The 16,880-nt window shown below is 59.2% G+C and carries 23 protein-coding genes; all 23 read left to right on the forward strand.

The window, feature by feature from the left end:
• The first annotated feature begins 4 nt into the window (after positions 1–4).
• The 23 genes from rpoC (at position 5) to rplR (ending at position 16,865) form a co-directional block, all read left to right on the forward strand.
• Positions 5–4,216, forward strand: a complete 4,212-nt coding sequence (rpoC, locus tag LZ012_RS03955; protein ID WP_275707760.1) for a DNA-directed RNA polymerase subunit beta' — start codon at positions 5–7, stop codon at positions 4,214–4,216.
• Positions 4,217–4,373: 157 nt separating this feature from the next.
• Positions 4,374–4,751, forward strand: a complete 378-nt coding sequence (gene rpsL / locus LZ012_RS03960) for a 30S ribosomal protein S12 (protein WP_011286083.1) — start codon at positions 4,374–4,376, stop codon at positions 4,749–4,751.
• A 110-nt stretch (positions 4,752–4,861) separates the two neighbouring features.
• The gene (gene rpsG / locus LZ012_RS03965) at positions 4,862–5,332 is read left to right on the forward strand and encodes a 30S ribosomal protein S7 (RefSeq protein WP_275707762.1); all 471 of its coding nucleotides are present in this window, start codon (positions 4,862–4,864) and stop codon (positions 5,330–5,332) included.
• A gap of 17 nt (positions 5,333–5,349) precedes the next feature.
• Positions 5,350–7,443, forward strand: coding sequence for an elongation factor G (fusA, locus tag LZ012_RS03970; protein ID WP_275707765.1), 2,094 nt, complete (start codon positions 5,350–5,352; stop codon positions 7,441–7,443).
• 21 nt (positions 7,444–7,464) lie between these two features.
• Positions 7,465–8,655: an elongation factor Tu gene (gene tuf / locus LZ012_RS03975; protein ID WP_275707748.1), complete on the forward strand. Its 1,191-nt coding sequence runs from the start codon at positions 7,465–7,467 to the stop codon at positions 8,653–8,655.
• A 63-nt stretch (positions 8,656–8,718) separates the two neighbouring features.
• Positions 8,719–9,030: a 30S ribosomal protein S10 gene (gene rpsJ / locus LZ012_RS03980; RefSeq protein WP_028994183.1), complete on the forward strand. Its 312-nt coding sequence runs from the start codon at positions 8,719–8,721 to the stop codon at positions 9,028–9,030.
• Between the two features lie 110 nt (positions 9,031–9,140).
• A complete protein-coding gene (gene rplC / locus LZ012_RS03985; RefSeq protein WP_275707767.1) occupies positions 9,141–9,779 on the forward strand; it encodes a 50S ribosomal protein L3 in 639 nt (212 codons plus the stop codon).
• A 9-nt stretch (positions 9,780–9,788) separates the two neighbouring features.
• Positions 9,789–10,412 carry a 50S ribosomal protein L4 gene (rplD, locus tag LZ012_RS03990; protein ID WP_275707769.1) on the forward strand — a complete coding sequence of 208 codons (624 nt, stop codon included), beginning with the start codon at positions 9,789–9,791 and terminating at the stop codon, positions 10,410–10,412.
• Complete coding sequence (rplW, locus tag LZ012_RS03995) at positions 10,409–10,711, forward strand: 50S ribosomal protein L23 (protein WP_150429711.1); 303 nt, start codon at positions 10,409–10,411, stop codon at positions 10,709–10,711. Before rplD ends, rplW begins: the two co-directional genes overlap by 4 nt.
• Positions 10,711–11,538, forward strand: coding sequence for a 50S ribosomal protein L2 (gene rplB, locus LZ012_RS04000; protein WP_275707771.1), 828 nt, complete (start codon positions 10,711–10,713; stop codon positions 11,536–11,538). Before rplW ends, rplB begins: the two co-directional genes overlap by 1 nt.
• Positions 11,539–11,548: 10 nt before the next feature.
• The gene (rpsS, locus tag LZ012_RS04005; protein WP_076091637.1) at positions 11,549–11,824 is read left to right on the forward strand and encodes a 30S ribosomal protein S19; all 276 of its coding nucleotides are present in this window, start codon (positions 11,549–11,551) and stop codon (positions 11,822–11,824) included.
• 9 nt (positions 11,825–11,833) lie between these two features.
• A complete protein-coding gene (rplV, locus tag LZ012_RS04010; RefSeq protein WP_150429713.1) occupies positions 11,834–12,163 on the forward strand; it encodes a 50S ribosomal protein L22 in 330 nt (109 codons plus the stop codon).
• Between the two features lie 9 nt (positions 12,164–12,172).
• Entirely contained in the window at positions 12,173–12,958 is a 786-nt protein-coding gene (gene rpsC, locus LZ012_RS04015) for a 30S ribosomal protein S3 (RefSeq protein WP_150429714.1), read from the forward strand.
• Entirely contained in the window at positions 12,959–13,372 is a 414-nt protein-coding gene (gene rplP / locus LZ012_RS04020) for a 50S ribosomal protein L16 (protein WP_150429715.1), read from the forward strand. It abuts the gene before it with no gap.
• A gap of 2 nt (positions 13,373–13,374) precedes the next feature.
• Positions 13,375–13,569 (forward strand): 50S ribosomal protein L29, encoded by a 195-nt coding sequence (gene rpmC / locus LZ012_RS04025; RefSeq protein ID WP_027456670.1) that lies wholly within the window; start codon positions 13,375–13,377, stop codon positions 13,567–13,569.
• Entirely contained in the window at positions 13,566–13,832 is a 267-nt protein-coding gene (gene rpsQ / locus LZ012_RS04030) for a 30S ribosomal protein S17 (protein WP_275707773.1), read from the forward strand. The genes rpmC and rpsQ overlap by 4 nt, the downstream gene beginning before the upstream one ends.
• Before the next feature lie 152 nt (positions 13,833–13,984).
• The gene (gene rplN / locus LZ012_RS04035) at positions 13,985–14,353 is read left to right on the forward strand and encodes a 50S ribosomal protein L14 (RefSeq protein WP_027456668.1); all 369 of its coding nucleotides are present in this window, start codon (positions 13,985–13,987) and stop codon (positions 14,351–14,353) included.
• A gap of 10 nt (positions 14,354–14,363) precedes the next feature.
• On the forward strand, positions 14,364–14,681 hold the full coding sequence (gene rplX, locus LZ012_RS04040) for a 50S ribosomal protein L24 (RefSeq protein WP_476728681.1): 318 nt from the start codon (positions 14,364–14,366) through the stop codon (positions 14,679–14,681).
• 9 nt (positions 14,682–14,690) lie between these two features.
• The gene (gene rplE / locus LZ012_RS04045) at positions 14,691–15,230 is read left to right on the forward strand and encodes a 50S ribosomal protein L5 (RefSeq protein WP_275707777.1); all 540 of its coding nucleotides are present in this window, start codon (positions 14,691–14,693) and stop codon (positions 15,228–15,230) included.
• Positions 15,231–15,237: 7 nt separating this feature from the next.
• Entirely contained in the window at positions 15,238–15,543 is a 306-nt protein-coding gene (rpsN, locus tag LZ012_RS04050) for a 30S ribosomal protein S14 (protein WP_150429719.1), read from the forward strand.
• Between the two features lie 15 nt (positions 15,544–15,558).
• Positions 15,559–15,954 (forward strand): 30S ribosomal protein S8, encoded by a 396-nt coding sequence (rpsH, locus tag LZ012_RS04055; RefSeq protein WP_150429720.1) that lies wholly within the window; start codon positions 15,559–15,561, stop codon positions 15,952–15,954.
• A gap of 14 nt (positions 15,955–15,968) precedes the next feature.
• Positions 15,969–16,499 carry a 50S ribosomal protein L6 gene (gene rplF / locus LZ012_RS04060; protein ID WP_275707779.1) on the forward strand — a complete coding sequence of 177 codons (531 nt, stop codon included), beginning with the start codon at positions 15,969–15,971 and terminating at the stop codon, positions 16,497–16,499.
• A gap of 9 nt (positions 16,500–16,508) precedes the next feature.
• A complete protein-coding gene (rplR, locus tag LZ012_RS04065) occupies positions 16,509–16,865 on the forward strand; it encodes a 50S ribosomal protein L18 (RefSeq protein WP_275707781.1) in 357 nt (118 codons plus the stop codon).
• Positions 16,866–16,880 lie beyond the last annotated feature (15 nt).

The raw sequence follows: 16,880 nt of genomic DNA on the forward strand, positions 1-16,880 counted from the left end.
AACGATGAAAGCATTGCTCGATCTGTTCAAGCAGGTAACCGCCGAGGAAGAATTCGACGCGATTACCATTGGCCTCGCCTCGCCCGAGAAGATCCGTTCCTGGTCCTACGGTGAAGTCAAGAAGCCGGAAACCATCAACTACCGTACTTTCAAGCCGGAACGCGATGGTCTGTTCTGCGCCAAGATCTTTGGCCCGATCAAGGACTACGAGTGCCTGTGCGGCAAGTACAAGCGCCTGAAGCACCGCGGCGTCATCTGTGAGAAGTGCGGCGTAGAAGTGACGCTGGCCAAGGTTCGTCGCGACCGCATGGGTCACATCGAACTGGCCTCGCCGACCGCTCACATCTGGTTCCTGAAGTCCCTGCCGTCCCGTCTCGGCATGGTGCTCGACATGACGTTGCGCGATATCGAACGCGTCCTGTACTTCGAAGCCTACGTCGTGACCGACCCGGGCATGGTCTCCAACCTGCAACGTGCCCAGTTGCTGACCGAAGACCAGTATCTGGAAATGGTCGAGGAGCATGGCGACGACTTCCAGGCCCTGATGGGCGCCGAGGGTATTCGCGAACTGCTGCGCAACCTCGAGCTGAACAGCGAAGTCGAGTCCCTGCGCGCCGAACTGGAAGTCACCGGTTCCGAAGCCAAGAACAAGAAGCTGGCCAAGCGCCTGAAGATCCTCGAAGGTTTCCAGAAGTCGGGCATCAAGCCGGACTGGATGATCCTCGAAGTGCTGCCCGTGCTGCCGCCGGACCTGCGTCCGCTGGTGCCGCTGGACGGCGGCCGCTTTGCGACCTCCGACCTGAACGATCTGTATCGTCGCGTCATCAACCGCAACAACCGTCTGAAGCGTCTGCTCGAGCTGAAGGCCCCGGAAATCATCGTGCGCAACGAAAAGCGCATGCTGCAGGAAGCCGTCGACTCGCTGCTCGACAACGGCCGCCGCGGCAAGGCGATGACTGGCGCCAACAAGCGTCCGCTCAAGTCGCTGGCCGACATGATCAAGGGCAAGGGCGGTCGTTTCCGTCAGAACCTGCTGGGTAAGCGCGTCGACTACTCCGGCCGTTCGGTCATCGTGGTCGGTCCGCAGCTCAAGCTGCACCAGTGCGGCCTGCCCAAGCTGATGGCCCTGGAGCTGTTCAAGCCCTTCATTTTCCACAAGCTGGAAGTGCTCGGTTACGCCACCACCATCAAGCAAGCCAAGAAGATGGTCGAAGGCCAGGAACCGGTGGTGTGGGACATCCTGGAAGACGTCATCCGCGAACATCCGGTCATGCTGAACCGTGCGCCGACCCTGCACCGTCTGGGTATCCAGGCTTTCGAGCCGACCCTGATCGAAGGCAAGGCCATCCAGCTGCACCCGCTCGTCTGCGCGGCATTCAACGCCGACTTTGACGGTGACCAGATGGCCGTCCACGTGCCGCTGTCGCTGGAAGCCCAGATGGAAGCCCGCACCCTGATGCTGGCCTCCAACAACGTGCTGTCGCCCGCCAACGGCCAGCCGATCATCGTGCCATCGCAGGATATCGTTCTCGGTCTGTACTACGCCACCCGCGAGCGTATCAACGCCAAGGGCGAAGGCATGTACTTCGCTGACGTCGCCGAAATCGAGCGCGCCATGGCCGCCAAGGAACTTGACGTCCACGCCCGCATCTCTGTTCGCCTGAAGCAATACGAACCGGCTGCCGTCGATGGCGAGTGGGAAGAGAAGATGGTGCGCGTCGAGACGACTGCCGGCCGTGCCCTGCTCGCCAAGATCCTGCCCAAGGGACTGCCCTTCAAGGCGATCGACAAGGCGCTGAAGAAGAAGGAAATCTCCAAGCTGATCGACGAGTCCTTCCGCCGCTGCGGCCTGAAGGAAACCGTCGTCTTCGCCGACAAGCTGATGCAGAACGGTTACGCTCTGGCGACCCGCGCCGGCATCTCCTTCTGCTCGGACGACATGCGCGTCCCGGCCAAGAAGTACGAGATCATTTCCGAGGCGGAAGCCGAAGTTAAGGAAATCGAGACCCAATACACGAATGGTCTGGTCACCCAAGGCGAGCGTTACAACAAGGTCGTCGATATCTGGGGCCGTACCGGCGATCAGGTTGCCAAGGTGATGATGGACGAACTCGGCCACGAGGAAGTCGTCGACCGCCACGGTAAGAAGGTCAAGCAGGACTCCTTCAACTCCATCTACATGATGGCCGACTCCGGCGCCCGCGGCTCCGCTGCCCAGATCCGTCAGCTGGCCGGTATGCGCGGCCTGATGGCGAAGCCGGACGGCTCGATTATCGAAACGCCGATTACCACCAACTTCCGTGAAGGCCTGAACGTTCTCCAGTACTTCATCTCGACCCACGGCGCTCGTAAGGGTCTGGCCGACACCGCGCTGAAGACCGCCAACTCCGGTTACCTGACGCGCCGTCTGGTCGACGTGACCCAGGATCTGGTGATCACCGAAGACGACTGCGGCACCAAGAACGGCTTCGCCGTCAAGGCGTTGGTCGAAGGCGGTGAAGTTATCGAACCGTTGCGCGAGCGTATCCTCGGCCGCGTCACGGTCGACGATCTGGTCGATCCGGAAACCCAGGAAACCGTCATCTTCGCCGGCACCATGCTCGACGAGGATCTGGTCGACCTGATCGACAAGCTGGGCATCGACGAAGTCAAGGTCCGTACCCCGCTGACCTGCGATACGCGCTACGGCCTGTGCGCCAAGTGCTACGGCCGTGATCTCGGTCGCGGCACCATGGTCAATGCTGGCGAATCGGTCGGCGTCATCGCCGCCCAGTCGATCGGCGAACCGGGTACCCAGCTGACCATGCGTACCTTCCACGTCGGTGGTGCCGCTTCCCGTGCTGCCGTCGCCGACAAGGTCGAAGGCAAGTCGGCCGGTACCGTCCGCTACACCTCGAACATGCGTTTCGTGACCAGTGCCAAGGGCGAGAAGGTCGTCATTTCCCGTTCCGGCGAAGTGTTGATCACCGACGACCATGGCCGGGAGCGTGAACGTCACAAGGTGCCGTACGGCGCCATGCTGTCGGTCGATGAAGGCAAGGCCGTCAAGGCAGGCACCAAGCTGGCGACCTGGGATCCTCACACTCGTCCGATCATCACCGAGTACGCCGGTATCGTCCGCTTCGAAAACGTCGAAGAAGGCGTCACCGTCGCCAAGCAGGTCGACGATGTGACCGGCCTGTCCACGCTGGTCGTTATCGACCACAAGCGCGGCGGCAAGGCAGCCACCAAGGGCGTCCGCCCGGTCGTCAAGCTGCTCGACGAGAGCGGTCAGGAAGTGAAAATCCACGGCAGCGACCATCCGGTCTCCATCGCCTTCCAGGTCGGCTCGATCATTTCCGTGGTCGACGGTCAGACGGTTGGTGTCGGTGACGTGCTGGCCCGTATGCCGCAGGAATCCGCCAAGACTCGCGACATTACCGGCGGTCTGCCGCGTGTGGCCGAGCTGTTCGAAGCCCGTACCCCGAAGGATGCCTCCGTGCTGGCAGAAACCACTGGCACGATCAGCTTCGGCAAGGACACCAAGGGCAAGCAGCGTCTGGTCATCACCGACCTCGACGGTATCGCCCACGAGTTCCTGATCCCGAAGGACAAGCACGTTCTGGTGCACGACGGCCAGGTGGTCAACAAGGGCGAGAAGATCGTCGAAGGCGAACCGGATCCGCACGATATCCTGCGTCTGCAGGGCGTCGAGTCGTTGGCCCGCTACATCACCGACGAAGTCCAGGACGTGTACCGTCTGCAGGGCGTGAAGATCAACGACAAGCACATCGAAGTGATCGTTCGCCAGATGCTGCGTCGCGTGACCATCGTCGAACCGGGTGACACCAAGTTCATCAAGTCCGAACAGGTCGAGCGTGCCGAACTGCTGGCCGAAAATGATCGTGCCAATGCCGAAGGCAAGCTGCCGGCCACGTTCGATCACATGCTGCTCGGTATCACCAAGGCTTCGTTGTCGACCGATTCGTTTATCTCGGCGGCGTCCTTCCAGGAAACCACCCGCGTTCTGACCGAAGCCGCCATCATGGGCAAGCGCGACGAACTGCGTGGTCTCAAGGAAAACGTCATCGTCGGCCGCCTCATCCCGGCCGGTACCGGTCTGGCCTACCACCGAAGCCGCAAGGCCCAGGCGGCTGGCGAAGATCAGGCAGCCAATCGTCCGCTCGAAGAAGCTGCTGTCGAAAACGCAACGCAGGAAGCAGATCAGGGCCTGTAAATCGTTAGGCAACCCCCGGGTCACGTTGACACGGGGGTTGATCGGCCATAAAATTTATGGTCTTTGTCGGCGGAGGCTAATCATTGTCTCTGCTTTGGATAACAAAATTGCCGTCGTGCACCACGTTTCGGTGCCCGGCCGTTGAAGGAAGTTTGATATGCCGACCATCAACCAGCTCGTGCGCAAGCCGCGCGTCGCGGAAAAGGCCAAGAGCAAGGTTCCTGCTCTGGAAAAGTGCCCGCAGAAGCGTGGCGTTTGCACCCGCGTTTACACCACCACCCCGAAGAAGCCGAACTCCGCTCTCCGTAAGGTTTGCAAGGTTCGTCTGACGAATGGCTTCGAAGTCATTTCGTACATCGGTGGTGAAGGCCACAACCTGCAGGAACACTCAGTGGTTCTGATCCGCGGTGGTCGTGTCAAGGACTTGCCGGGTGTGCGTTACCACACCGTGCGTGGTTCCCTGGATACGCAAGGCGTCAAAGATCGTAAGCAGTCCCGTTCCAAGTACGGGGCCAAGCGTCCGAAGGCTGCTTGATTCATTAAGTGGCTTAAGTAAGTGGTCGTTCTTTTGGACGGCCGAGAGAGCCGGGTGGGTGAAAACCCCTTCCCGGCTTTTCAACTGAATCGTGTTTATTAGAGGTTAATATGCCCCGTCGTCGCGAAGTACCCAAACGTGATATTTTGCCGGATCCGAAGTTCGGTAACGTCGAAGTCTCCAAGTTCGTAAACGCCATCATGCAAAGCGGCAAGAAGTCCGTCGCTGAACGCATTGTCTATGGTGCTTTCGACATCATCACCACCAAGGCCGGCAAGGACCCGCTGGAAGTGTTCAGCGCTGCCATGGGCAACGTCAAGCCGATGGTCGAAGTGAAGTCCCGTCGCGTCGGCGGTGCCAACTACCAGGTGCCGGTTGAAGTGCGCCCGGCTCGTCGCGCCGCGCTCGCCATGCGCTGGCTGCGTGAGTCCGCCCGCAAGCGTTCGGAAAAGTCCATGGGCCAGCGCCTAGCTGCCGAAATGATGGAAGCTGCTGAAAACCGTGGTGGCGCAGTCAAGAAGCGTGACGAAGTTCACCGCATGGCTGAAGCCAACAAGGCCTTCGCTCACTTCCGCTTCTAATTTTCAAAGGGCTTAACGTGGCACGTAAAACTCCCATCGAGCGCTACCGCAATATCGGTATCAGCGCCCACATTGATGCCGGTAAGACGACCGTCACCGAGCGTATCCTGTACTACACCGGTGTGAACCACAAGATCGGTGAAGTGCATGATGGCGCCGCTACCATGGACTGGATGGAGCAGGAGCAGGAGCGTGGTATCACCATTACCTCCGCTGCAACGACCTGTTTCTGGAAGGGTATGGACAGCTCGTTCCCTGAGCATCGCTTCAACATCATCGATACCCCGGGACACGTCGATTTCACCATCGAAGTCGAGCGCTCGATGCGCGTTCTGGACGGCGCCTGCATGGTTTACTGTGCGGTCGGCGGCGTGCAGCCGCAGTCCGAGACCGTTTGGCGTCAGGCCACCAAGTACAAGGTGCCGCGTCTGGCCTTCGTGAACAAGATGGACCGTTCGGGTGCCAACTTCTTCAAGGTCGTCGACATGATGAAGACGCGCCTGAAGGCCAACCCGGTGCCTATCGTTATTCCCATTGGCGCCGAAGACAACTTCAAGGGCGTCGTCGATCTGCTGAAGATGAAAGCGATCATTTGGGACGAAGCCTCGCAAGGCATGAAGTTCGAATACCAGGACGTGCCGGCCGATCTGCTGGAAAGCGCGCAAACCTGGCGCGAACAGATGATCGAAGCGGCTGCCGAAGCCTCCGAAGATCTGATGAACGAATACCTCGAGAATGGCGAGCTGTCCGAAGCCAAGATCAAGGAAGGTCTGCGTCTGCGTACCCTGGCTTGCGAAATCCAGCCGATGCTGTGCGGTACCGCATTCAAGAACAAGGGTGTGCAGCGCATGCTGGACGCCGTGGTCGAACTGCTGCCGTCGCCGGTCGATATTCCGCCGGTTGCCGGTGTTGACGAGCGCGAACAGCCGGCTTCCCGCAAGGCTGACGACGCCGAGAAGTTCTCGGCGCTGGCCTTCAAGCTGATGACCGACCCGTTCGTCGGCCAGCTGACCTTCATCCGCGTTTACTCGGGCGTGCTGGCTTCCGGCGCCACCGTGTACAACTCGGTCAAGGGCAAGAAGGAGCGCGTCGGCCGTATTCTGCAGATGCACGCCAACAACCGCGAAGAAATCAAGGAAGTTCTGGCGGGCGACATCGCCGCTTGCGTCGGCATGAAGGACGTGACCACCGGCGAAACCCTGTGCGATCCGGATGCTCCTATCATCCTCGAACGCATGGTCTTCCCGGATCCGGTTATTCACGTTGCCGTCGAGCCGAAAACCAAGGCCGACCAGGAAAAGATGGGTATCGCGCTGGGCCGTCTGGCTGCCGAAGATCCGTCCTTCCGCGTGCGTACCGACGAAGAATCCGGTCAGACCATCATCTCCGGCATGGGCGAGCTGCACCTCGACATCATCGTCGATCGTATGCGTCGCGAATTCAACGTCGAAGCTGCCGTTGGTGCGCCGCAAGTTGCCTACCGTGAATGCATCAAGAAGGCTGTCGAACAGGAAGGCAAGTTCGTCAAGCAGTCCGGCGGTCGCGGTCAATTCGGCCACGTCTGGCTCAAGATCGAGCCGAACGAGCCGGGTGCTGGTTACACCTTCGTCGACGCCATCAAGGGCGGCGTCGTGCCGCGCGAATTCATCCCGGCGGTCGACAAGGGTCTGCAGGATGCCATCGGTAGCGGCGTGCTCGCCGGCTTCCCGGTTGTGGACATCAAGTTCACCCTGTTCGACGGTTCCTACCACGACGTTGACTCCAACGAAAACGCGTTCCGCATGGCAGCTTCCATGGCTTTCAAGGAAGGCATGAAGAAGGCCAGCCCGACGCTGCTGGAGCCGATGATGGCCGTTGAAGTCGAGACCCCGGAAGACTACATGGGTAACGTGATGGGCGACCTGTCCTCCCGCCGTGGCATCGTCCAGGGTATGGAAGACCAGGTTGGCGGCATCAAGGTTGTCAAGGCTGAAGTGCCGCTGTCCGAAATGTTCGGCTACGCCACCTCGCTGCGCTCCCTGTCGCAAGGCCGTGCCACCTACTCGATGGAATTCAAGCACTACACCGAAGCGCCGAAGAACGTCGCTGACGCTGTCATCAACAAGAAGTAACACCTTATTGGAGAACCGATAATGGCTAAGGAAAAATTCGAGCGTACGAAACCGCACGTAAACGTTGGCACGATTGGTCACGTTGACCACGGCAAGACCACGCTGACCGCTGCGATCACCACCGTGCTGTCTGCCAAGTTCGGCGGCGCTGCCAAGAAATACGACGAAATCGACGCTGCGCCGGAAGAAAAGGCCCGCGGTATTACGATTAACACCGCCCACGTCGAATACGAAACCGCCAACCGTCACTACGCCCACGTTGACTGCCCGGGCCACGCCGACTACGTCAAGAACATGATCACCGGTGCCGCCCAGATGGACGGCGCCATCCTGGTCTGTTCCGCCGCTGACGGCCCGATGCCGCAAACCCGCGAACACATCCTGCTCGCCCGCCAAGTTGGCGTGCCGTACGTTCTCGTGTTCATGAACAAGTGCGACATGGTCGACGACGCCGAGCTGCTCGAGCTGGTCGAAATGGAACTGCGCGAGCTGCTCTCCAAGTACGACTTCCCGGGCGACGACACCCCGATCATCCACGGCTCCGCACTGAAGGCCCTGGAAGGCGACCAGTCCGAAATCGGCGAGCCGTCCATCTTCCGTCTGGCTGACGCCCTGGACTCCTACATCCCGACCCCGGAGCGCGCTGTCGACATGCCGTTCCTGATGCCGGTCGAGGACGTCTTCTCCATCTCCGGTCGCGGTACCGTTGTGACCGGTCGTGTTGAGCGCGGCATCGTCAAGGTTGGCGAGGAAATCGAAATCGTTGGTATCCGTCCGACCCAGAAGACCACCTGTACCGGTGTCGAAATGTTCCGCAAGCTGCTCGACCAAGGTCAGGCCGGCGACAACATTGGCGCCCTGCTGCGTGGCACCAAGCGTGAAGACGTCGAGCGTGGTCAAGTCCTGTGCAAGCCGGGCTCCATCACCCCGCACACCCACTTCACGGGCGAAGTGTATGTTCTGTCCAAGGACGAAGGTGGTCGTCACACCCCGTTCTTCAACAACTACCGTCCGCAGTTCTACTTCCGCACCACCGACGTGACCGGTGCAATCTCGCTGCCGGAAGGCGTTGAAATGGTCATGCCTGGTGACAACATCCAGATGACGGTCAAGCTGATCGCTCCGATCGCCATGGAAGAAGGTCTGCGCTTCGCCATCCGCGAAGGCGGTCGTACCGTCGGCGCCGGCGTCGTAGCCAAGATCATCGAGTAATCGTTCTTTTTGAAAACCGGGGTGGGTAAGCGCTCACCCCATCGTTCTTTGGAAGCCAAGAAAATGCAAAGCCAAAAAATCCGTATCCGTCTGAAGGCCTTCGACTATCGCCTGATCGATCAGTCCGCTCAGGAAATCGTTGAGACCGCCAAGCGTACCGGTGCTGTCGTTCGTGGTCCCGTTCCGCTGCCGACCCGCAAGCAGCGTTTCGACATCCTGCGTTCGCCGCACGTGAACAAGGCTTCCCGCGATCAGCTCGAAATCCGTACTCATCTGCGTCTGATGGATATCGTCGATCCGACCGACAAGACTGTTGATGCCCTGATGAAGCTGGATCTGCCGGCTGGTGTCGACGTCGAGATCAAGTTGCAGTAATTGTAGTTTTGCGGATATAATCCGCGCCTTTCGGGGGTGGCCGGCGACGGCTGCCCATTTGTTGTTTTACATCGACCGGCCAATCGCAGCCGGCGATGAGGAGAATAACCATGAGTCTAGGCCTTGTTGGTCGCAAGGTTGGCATGACTCGCATTTTTGCCGAGGATGGCGCGTCCATTCCGGTAACTGTGCTTGACGTGTCCAATAACCGCGTGACCCAAGTCAAAACGCCGGAGATCGATGGCTACGCAGCCATTCAGGTCGCATTCGGCAAGCGCCGTGCCTCGCGTGTTTCCAAGCCCCTCGCTGGCCATCTGGCCAAGGCGGGCGTGGAAGCCGGGCATGTGCTCAAGGAATTCCAGATCGAAGCTGATCAGCTGGCCAATTTCAAGGCTGGCGATCAGATCGCTGTCACCATTTTTGCCGAAGGGCAAAAGGTTGATGTGACCGGCACCTCGATCGGTAAGGGCTTCCAGGGTGGTATCAAACGCCACAACTTCAGCTCCAACCGTGCTTCCCACGGTAACTCGGTGTCGCACAATGCGCCGGGCTCCATCGGTATGGCGCAGGATCCGGGTCGCGTTTTCCCGGGTAAGCGCATGGCCGGTCATCTGGGCGATGTTCAGTCGACCCTGCAGAGCCTGACCATCGTCCGCGTCGATGCCGACCGCCAGCTGCTGCTGGTCAAGGGCGCTGTTCCGGGTGCCAAGGGTTCTGACGTCGTCGTGCGTCCGGCAGTCAAGGCTTAAGGGGGCGACATGGAACTGAAGGTTATTAACGAACAAGGTCAGGAAGCTGCCAAGCTGCAGGCTTCCGACGTGCTGTTCGGTCGGGAATTCAATGAAGCTCTGGTGCACCAGATCGTTGTCGCCTACCAGGCGAACGCCCGTTCTGGCGACAGCAAGCAGAAGGATCGCTCCGAAGTCCGTCACACCACCACCAAGCCGTGGCGTCAGAAGGGCACCGGTCGTGCTCGTGCTGGCTCGAACGGCAGCCCGCTGTGGCGCGGAGGCGGTCGGATTTTCCCGAACTCTCCGGACCAGAATTACTCCCAGAAGGTTAACAAGAAGATGTTCCGCGCCGGCATGGCTGCGATCCTCTCCGAGTTGGCCCGTCAGGACCGTCTGGTGGTGATCGACGATCTGTCCATCGATGCGCCGAAAACCAAGCTGTTTGCCCAGAAGTTGAAGGGCATGGGCCTGGAAGGCAATCTTCTGGTTGTTACCGACGAACTGAACGAGAACCTCTATCTGTCGTCGCGCAACCTGCCCAATGTTCTGGTGCTGGAAGCCCAGGAGGCCGATCCGGTTTCGCTGGTTCGCTTCAACAAGGTTCTGGTGACCAAGAACGCCGTGGCCAAGTTCGAGGAGATGTGGGGATGAATCAAGAGCGTCTGATGCAGGTGCTGCTGGCACCGCAAATCTCCGAGAAGGCTACCTACGTTGCCGACAAGCACGAGCAAGTGGTTTTCCGTGTCGCATCTGATGCGACCAAGCCGGAAATCAAGGCTGCTGTCGAGCTCCTGTTCAAGGTTGAGGTTGAGGCTGTGCAAGTCGCCAACGTCAAGGGCAAGGTCAAGCGCTTCAAGGGTGCAACTGGCCGTCGCAAGGGCTGGAAGAAGGCCTACGTGAGCCTGAAGCCGGGTCAGGAAATCAATTTCGTTGAAGGGGGCAATGCATAATGGCTCTCGTTAAAGTCAAACCGACTTCCCCGGGTCGTCGTGGCGTTGTTCAGGTCGTCAATACCGATCTGCACAAGGGTAAGCCGTTCGCCGGCCTGATCGAGTCGCAGTCCAAGAACTCCGGTCGCAACAACAACGGTCGTATCACCGTTCGCCATCAGGGCGGTGGTCACAAGCAGGCTTATCGCGTCGTCGATTTCAAGCGCAACAAGGACGGTGTTCCGGCCAAGGTTGAGCGTCTGGAATACGATCCGAACCGTACCGCCAATATCGCTCTGGTGTGCTACGCCGACGGCGAGCGCCGTTACGTCATCGCCAACAAGGGCATGGTGGTTGGTCAGCAGATCATGAGCGGCTCGGAAGCGCCGATCAAGTCCGGTAATGCACTGCCGATCCGCAACATTCCGGTCGGTACGACCATCTGCTGCGTCGAGATGATGCCGGGCAAGGGTGCGCAAATTGCTCGTTCCGCCGGTACCTCCGTTCAGCTGCTGGCTCGCGAAGGTGCCTACGCCCAGATTCGTCTGCGCTCCGGTGAAGTTCGCCGTGTGCACGTCGAGTGCCGCGCTACCGTTGGTGAAGTCGGTAACGAAGAAAACAACCTGCGCAAGATCGGCAAGGCCGGTGCTCAGCGCTGGCGTGGTATTCGTCCGACGGTTCGCGGTACTGCGATGAACCCGGTCGACCACCCGCACGGTGGTGGCGAGGGTCGCACTGGCGAAGGTCGTGTTCCGGTCAACCCGTGGGGTCAGCCCACCAAGGGTTACCGTACCCGCAGCAACAAGCGCACGAACAGCATGATCGTTCAGCGCCGTCATAAGCGTTAAGGGGTAGGAAATGGGACGTTCTCTCAAAAAGGGCCCGTTTATTGATGCGCACCTGATCGACAAGGTCGAGGCAGTTCGCGCCACCAATGACAAGCGCCCGATCAAGACCTGGTCGCGTCGTTCGACGATCCTCCCCGAGTTCATCGGCCTGACGATCGCGGTCCACAATGGCAAGCAGCATATCCCGGTGTTCGTCACCGAGAATATGGTCGGTCACAAGCTCGGCGAGTTTTCGCTGACCCGTACGTTCAAGGGTCACACCGCCGGCAAGAAGGCCAAGAAGTAAGGAGCTGACATGGAAACTCGTGCAAGTCTGCGGGGCGTACGCCTCTCTGCGCAAAAAGGCCGCCTGGTGGCGGATCTCGTGCGCGGCAAGCCGGTTGGTCAGGCTCTCAACATCCTGGCCTTCAGCCCGACCAAGGGCGCTGGTATCATCAAAAAGGTGCTGGAGTCGGCAATCGCCAACGCCGAGCACAATGACGGTGCCGATATCGATGAACTGAAGGTCAAGGTCATCTACGTCGAAAAAGGTATGGTGCTGAAGCGCTTCACGGCGCGCGCCAAGGGTCGTGGCAATCGGATCAGCAAGCCGACCTGCCATATCTATCTGACCGTTGGTAACTAAGGAAGAGCCATGGGACAGAAAATTCATCCGACTGGCTTCCGTCTGGCCGTCACCAAGAACTGGAGTTCGCGCTGGTACGCCAACAGCAAGGACTTCCCGGGCATGCTGCAAGAAGACGTCAAGGTGCGCGAGTACCTGAAGCGTAAGCTGGCACACGCCTCCGTTGGCCGCGTTCTGATCGAGCGTCCGGCCAAGAACGCCCGCGTCACCGTTTACTCCGCCCGTCCGGGTGTGGTCATCGGCAAGAAGGGCGAAGACATCGAACAGCTGCGTACGGATCTTCAGCGCATCATGGGCGTTCCCGTCCATGTTTCGATCGAAGAAATCCGCAAGCCGGAAATCGATGCCCAGCTGATCGCCGATTCGATCGCCCAGCAGCTCGAGAAGCGCATCATGTTCCGTCGTGCCATGAAGCGCGCGATGCAGAACGCCATGCGCCTCGGTGCCCAGGGTATCAAGGTGATGAGCGCCGGTCGTCTGAACGGTGCTGAAATCGCCCGTAGCGAATGGTATCGCGAAGGTCGTGTGCCGCTGCACACCCTGCGCGCCGACATCGACTACGCAACCTCCGAAGCGCTGACCACCTACGGCATCATCGGTATCAAGGTCTGGGTTTACAAGGGCGACATGCTCGACCGTAATGCCCAGCCGGTGGCCGAAGAGCCGGCAGCCGAAGAGCGTCGTCCGCGTCGCGCCCCGGGCAAGCCGGAAGGCGACAAGCCGCGTACCCGCACCGTCAAGAAGGCCGACGGTGACGCTGGTGCCAAGCGCGGTGTCAGAAAGGCAGGTGCCTAAATGTTGCAACCTAATCGTCGCAAGTTCCGCAAGGAACACAAGGGCCGCAATGAGGGTCTGGCGACTCGTGGTACGAAGGTTTCCTTCGGTGAGTGGGGTCTCAAGGCTATCGGTCGCGGTCGCCTGACGGCTCGTCAGATCGAAGCCGCCCGTCGTGCCATGACTCGTCACATCAAGCGCGGTGGCCGTATCTGGATCCGTATCTTCCCGGACAAGCCGATTTCCAAGAAGCCGGCCGAAGTTCGTATGGGTAACGGTAAGGGTAACCCGGAATACTGGGTTGCCGAAATCCAGCCGGGCAAGGTCCTCTATGAAATGGATGGTGTCAACGAAGCGCTGGCTCGCGAGGCATTTGCTCTCGCCGCCGCCAAGCTGCCGATTGCCACCACCTTCGTGACTCGTCATCTGGGGTAATCATGAAAGCTAGCGAATTGAGAACCAAGAGCGTGGACGAGCTCAACAAGGAATTGCTGGACCTGTTGAAGGCCCAGTTCGGTCTGCGTATGCAGCTTGCTACCCAGCAGCTGTCCAATACCAGCCAAATGTCCAAGGTGCGTCGCGATATCGCTCGCGTCCGCACGCTTATCCGTGAAAAGGCGGTGCAGCAATGAGCGAAACCACCAGCATCAAGCGCACTCTGATCGGTCGCGTTGTCAGCGACAAGATGGATAAGACGGTTACCGTCCTGGTCGAACGTAAGGTCAAGCACCCGATGTACGGCAAGGTGATGGTTCGTTCCAAGAAGTATCACGCCCATAACGACGGCAACACCGCCAAGGCCGGCGATCTCGTCGAGATCGTCGAAACCCGCCCGGTTTCCCGTACCAAGACTTGGGCTGTGACCAGCGTTCTGGAAAAGGCTGTCGTTGTATAACGAAAGTTTTTGAAAACGCTTGCGCAGTATTAAAAGAAGCCGGTATAATCCGGCTTCTTTTTTGCGGGTGCCGTCCTGGCTCCGTGAAGTTGTTCGACCCGTACGGGTTCCAAGACTGACCGCGCAAGCGGATTAAGTTGGAGTTAATTTAAATGATTCAGATGCAGACGATTCTGGACGTCGCCGATAACACCGGTGCGCGTTCGGTAATGTGTATCAAAGTGCTGGGTGGCTCCAAGCGCCGCTATGCTGGTATTGGCGATATCGTCAAGGTCAGCATCAAGGATGCTGCGCCGCGCGGTCGCGTGAAGAAGGGTGATGTCTACAACGCCGTGGTGGTTCGTACCGCCAAGGGTGTGCGTCGTCCGGACGGCTCGCTGGTACGCTTTGACGGCAATGCCGCCGTTCTCCTCAACAACAAGCTCGAGCCGATTGGCACGCGCATCTTTGGCCCGGTGACCCGCGAACTGCGTACCGAGCGCTTCATGAAGATCGTGTCCCTGGCTCCGGAAGTTCTGTAAGGAGCGGATGATGGAAAAGATTCGCAAGGGCGACGAAGTCGTCGTCATTACTGGTAAGGACAAGGGCAAGCGCGGCACCGTGGTGCTCCGCCTTGATGCCGAGCATGTTGTCGTTGAAGGTGTCAATCGTGCCAAGAAGCACGTCAAGCCGAACCCGATCAAGGGTGTGGCCGGTGGCATCGTTGACAAGGACATGCCGATTCATATCTCCAATGTTGCGCTGTTCAATGCAGCAACCAAGAAGGCTGACCGTGTCGGCATCAAGGTGCTCGAAGACGGCCGCAAGGTTCGCGTGTTCAAGTCGAACGGCGAACTGGTGAACGCATAAGGGGTGGACATGGCGCGTTTGCAACAGTTTTACAAGGACACCGTTGTTTCCGATCTGACCAAGCAGTTCGGTTACAAGTCCGTGATGGAAGTGCCCCGTATCACCAAGATCACCCTGAATATGGGTGTCGGTGAAGCGGTTGCCGATAAGAAGGTTCTGGAAAACGCCGTTGGCGACATGCAGAAGATTGCCGGTCAGAAGCCGGTCACCACGAAGGCTCGCAAGTCGATCGCCGGCTTCAAGATTCGTGATGGCTACCCGATCGGTTGCATGGTCACCCTGCGTGGTCCGCGTATGTTTGAGTTCCTGGATCGCCTGGTCACCATCGCGCTGCCGCGCGTTCGTGACTTCCGTGGTATCTCTGGCAAGGGTTTTGATGGCCAGGGCAACTACAACATGGGTGTCAAGGAACAGATCATTTTCCCGGAAATCGAGTACGACAAGATCGATGCTCTGCGGGGTATGAACATCAGCATCACCACGACCGCGAAGACCGATGCAGAAGCCAAGGCGCTGCTGACGTCCTTCAAGTTCCCGTTCAAGAATTGAGGCAATCATGGCAAAACTTGCTCTGATCAACCGTGAAGAAAAGCGTCGCAAGCTGGTGGCTCAGTACGCCAAGAAGCGCGCTGCCCTGGAGGCGATCTTCAACAACGTGAGCCTGTCTGACGAGGAGCGTTATGAAGCCCGTCTGAAGCTGCAGGCCCTGCCGCGTAACTCGAGCCCGTCCCGTCTGCGCAATCGTTGCCAGCTGACCGGTCGTCCGCGTGGTGTTTTCCGTAAATTCGGTCTGTGTCGTAACAAGATCCGTGAGTTGGCCTTCAATGGCGAGATTCCGGGTGTTGTTAAGGCCAGCTGGTAATCAGGAGATACAGAAATGGCTATGAGCGATCCGATCGCGGACATGCTGACCCGCATCCGCAACGCCCAGCTCGCCGAAAAGGCGTCTGTGTCCATGCCCTCTTCCAAGGTGAAGGCCGCTATCGCTGCCGTCCTGAAGGATGAAGGCTATGTTGAAGATTTCGCTGTTCGTCAGAACGACGGCAAGGCTACTCTCGAAATCGCCCTCAAGTATTACGCTGGCCGTCCGGTCATTGAGCGTATCGAGCGCGTTTCCAAGCCTGGCCTGCGTATCTACAAGGGCTGCGAAGATATTCCGCGCGTCATGAACGGCCTGGGTGTGGCGATTGTTTCCACCCCGAAGGGTGTCATGACCGACCGCAAGGCCCGCGCTACCAAGGTTGGTGGCGAAGTCCTCTGCATCGTGGCGTAAGGAGCTGACCGATCATGTCTCGTATTGGTAAGAATCCCGTCGTGCTGCCGGCTGGTGTTGAAGTCACCATCGGTGAGCAAATCGTCGTCAAGGGCCCGCTGGGTACCCTGAAGGCGGCCGCTCACCCGGCTGTTACCGTCGCCGTCGAAGGTCAGAGCGTTGTTGTTTCCAAGGTTGCTGGCGCTGTCAATGCAGGCGCCATGTGGGGCACCATGCGTGCCAACCTGAACAACATGGTGACCGGCGTTTCCAAGGGTTTCGAGCGCAAGCTGCAGCTGGTTGGTGTGGGTTACCGTGCCCAGGCCGCCGGCGACACGCTGAACCTCTCCCTCGGCTTTTCTCATCCGGTCGCGCACAAGATGCCGGCTGGCGTAAAGGTTGAATGCCCGACCCAGACGGAAATCGTCATCAAGGGTGCGGACAAGCAACAAGTCGGTCAGGTGGCTGCCGAAGTTCGTGCGTATCGCAAGCCGGAGCCCTACAAGGGCAAGGGCGTTCGCTATGCGGACGAAGTGGTGGTTATCAAGGAAACCAAGAAGAAGTAAAGGTGGCATATGTTTAACAAGAAGCAAGCGCGTTTGCGCCGTGCCCGCAAAACCCGGGCCAAAATCGCCGAACTCAAAGCTGTGCGTCTGTGCGTTAACCGCACGAACTGCCACATTTACGCCCAGATCATTTCGCCCTGTGGCGGCAAGGTTCTGGCTTCGGCTTCCACACTGGACAAGAACGTTCGTGGCGATGTCGCGAACGGCGGTAATAAGGCTGCTGCCACTGCTGTTGGCAAGCTGATCGCCGAGCGCGCCAAGGCCGCCGGTGTTGAGCAGGTGGCTTTTGATCGCTCCGGTCTCCAGTACCACGGTCGTATTCAGGCGTTGGCGGAAGCCGCGCGTGAAGGCGGCCTGAAGTTCTAACCGACGGCGAAAGGA

The sequence above is a fragment of the Dechloromonas hankyongensis genome, assembly GCF_022012295.1.
Lineage (GTDB): Bacteria > Pseudomonadota > Gammaproteobacteria > Burkholderiales > Rhodocyclaceae > Azonexus > Azonexus hankyongensis.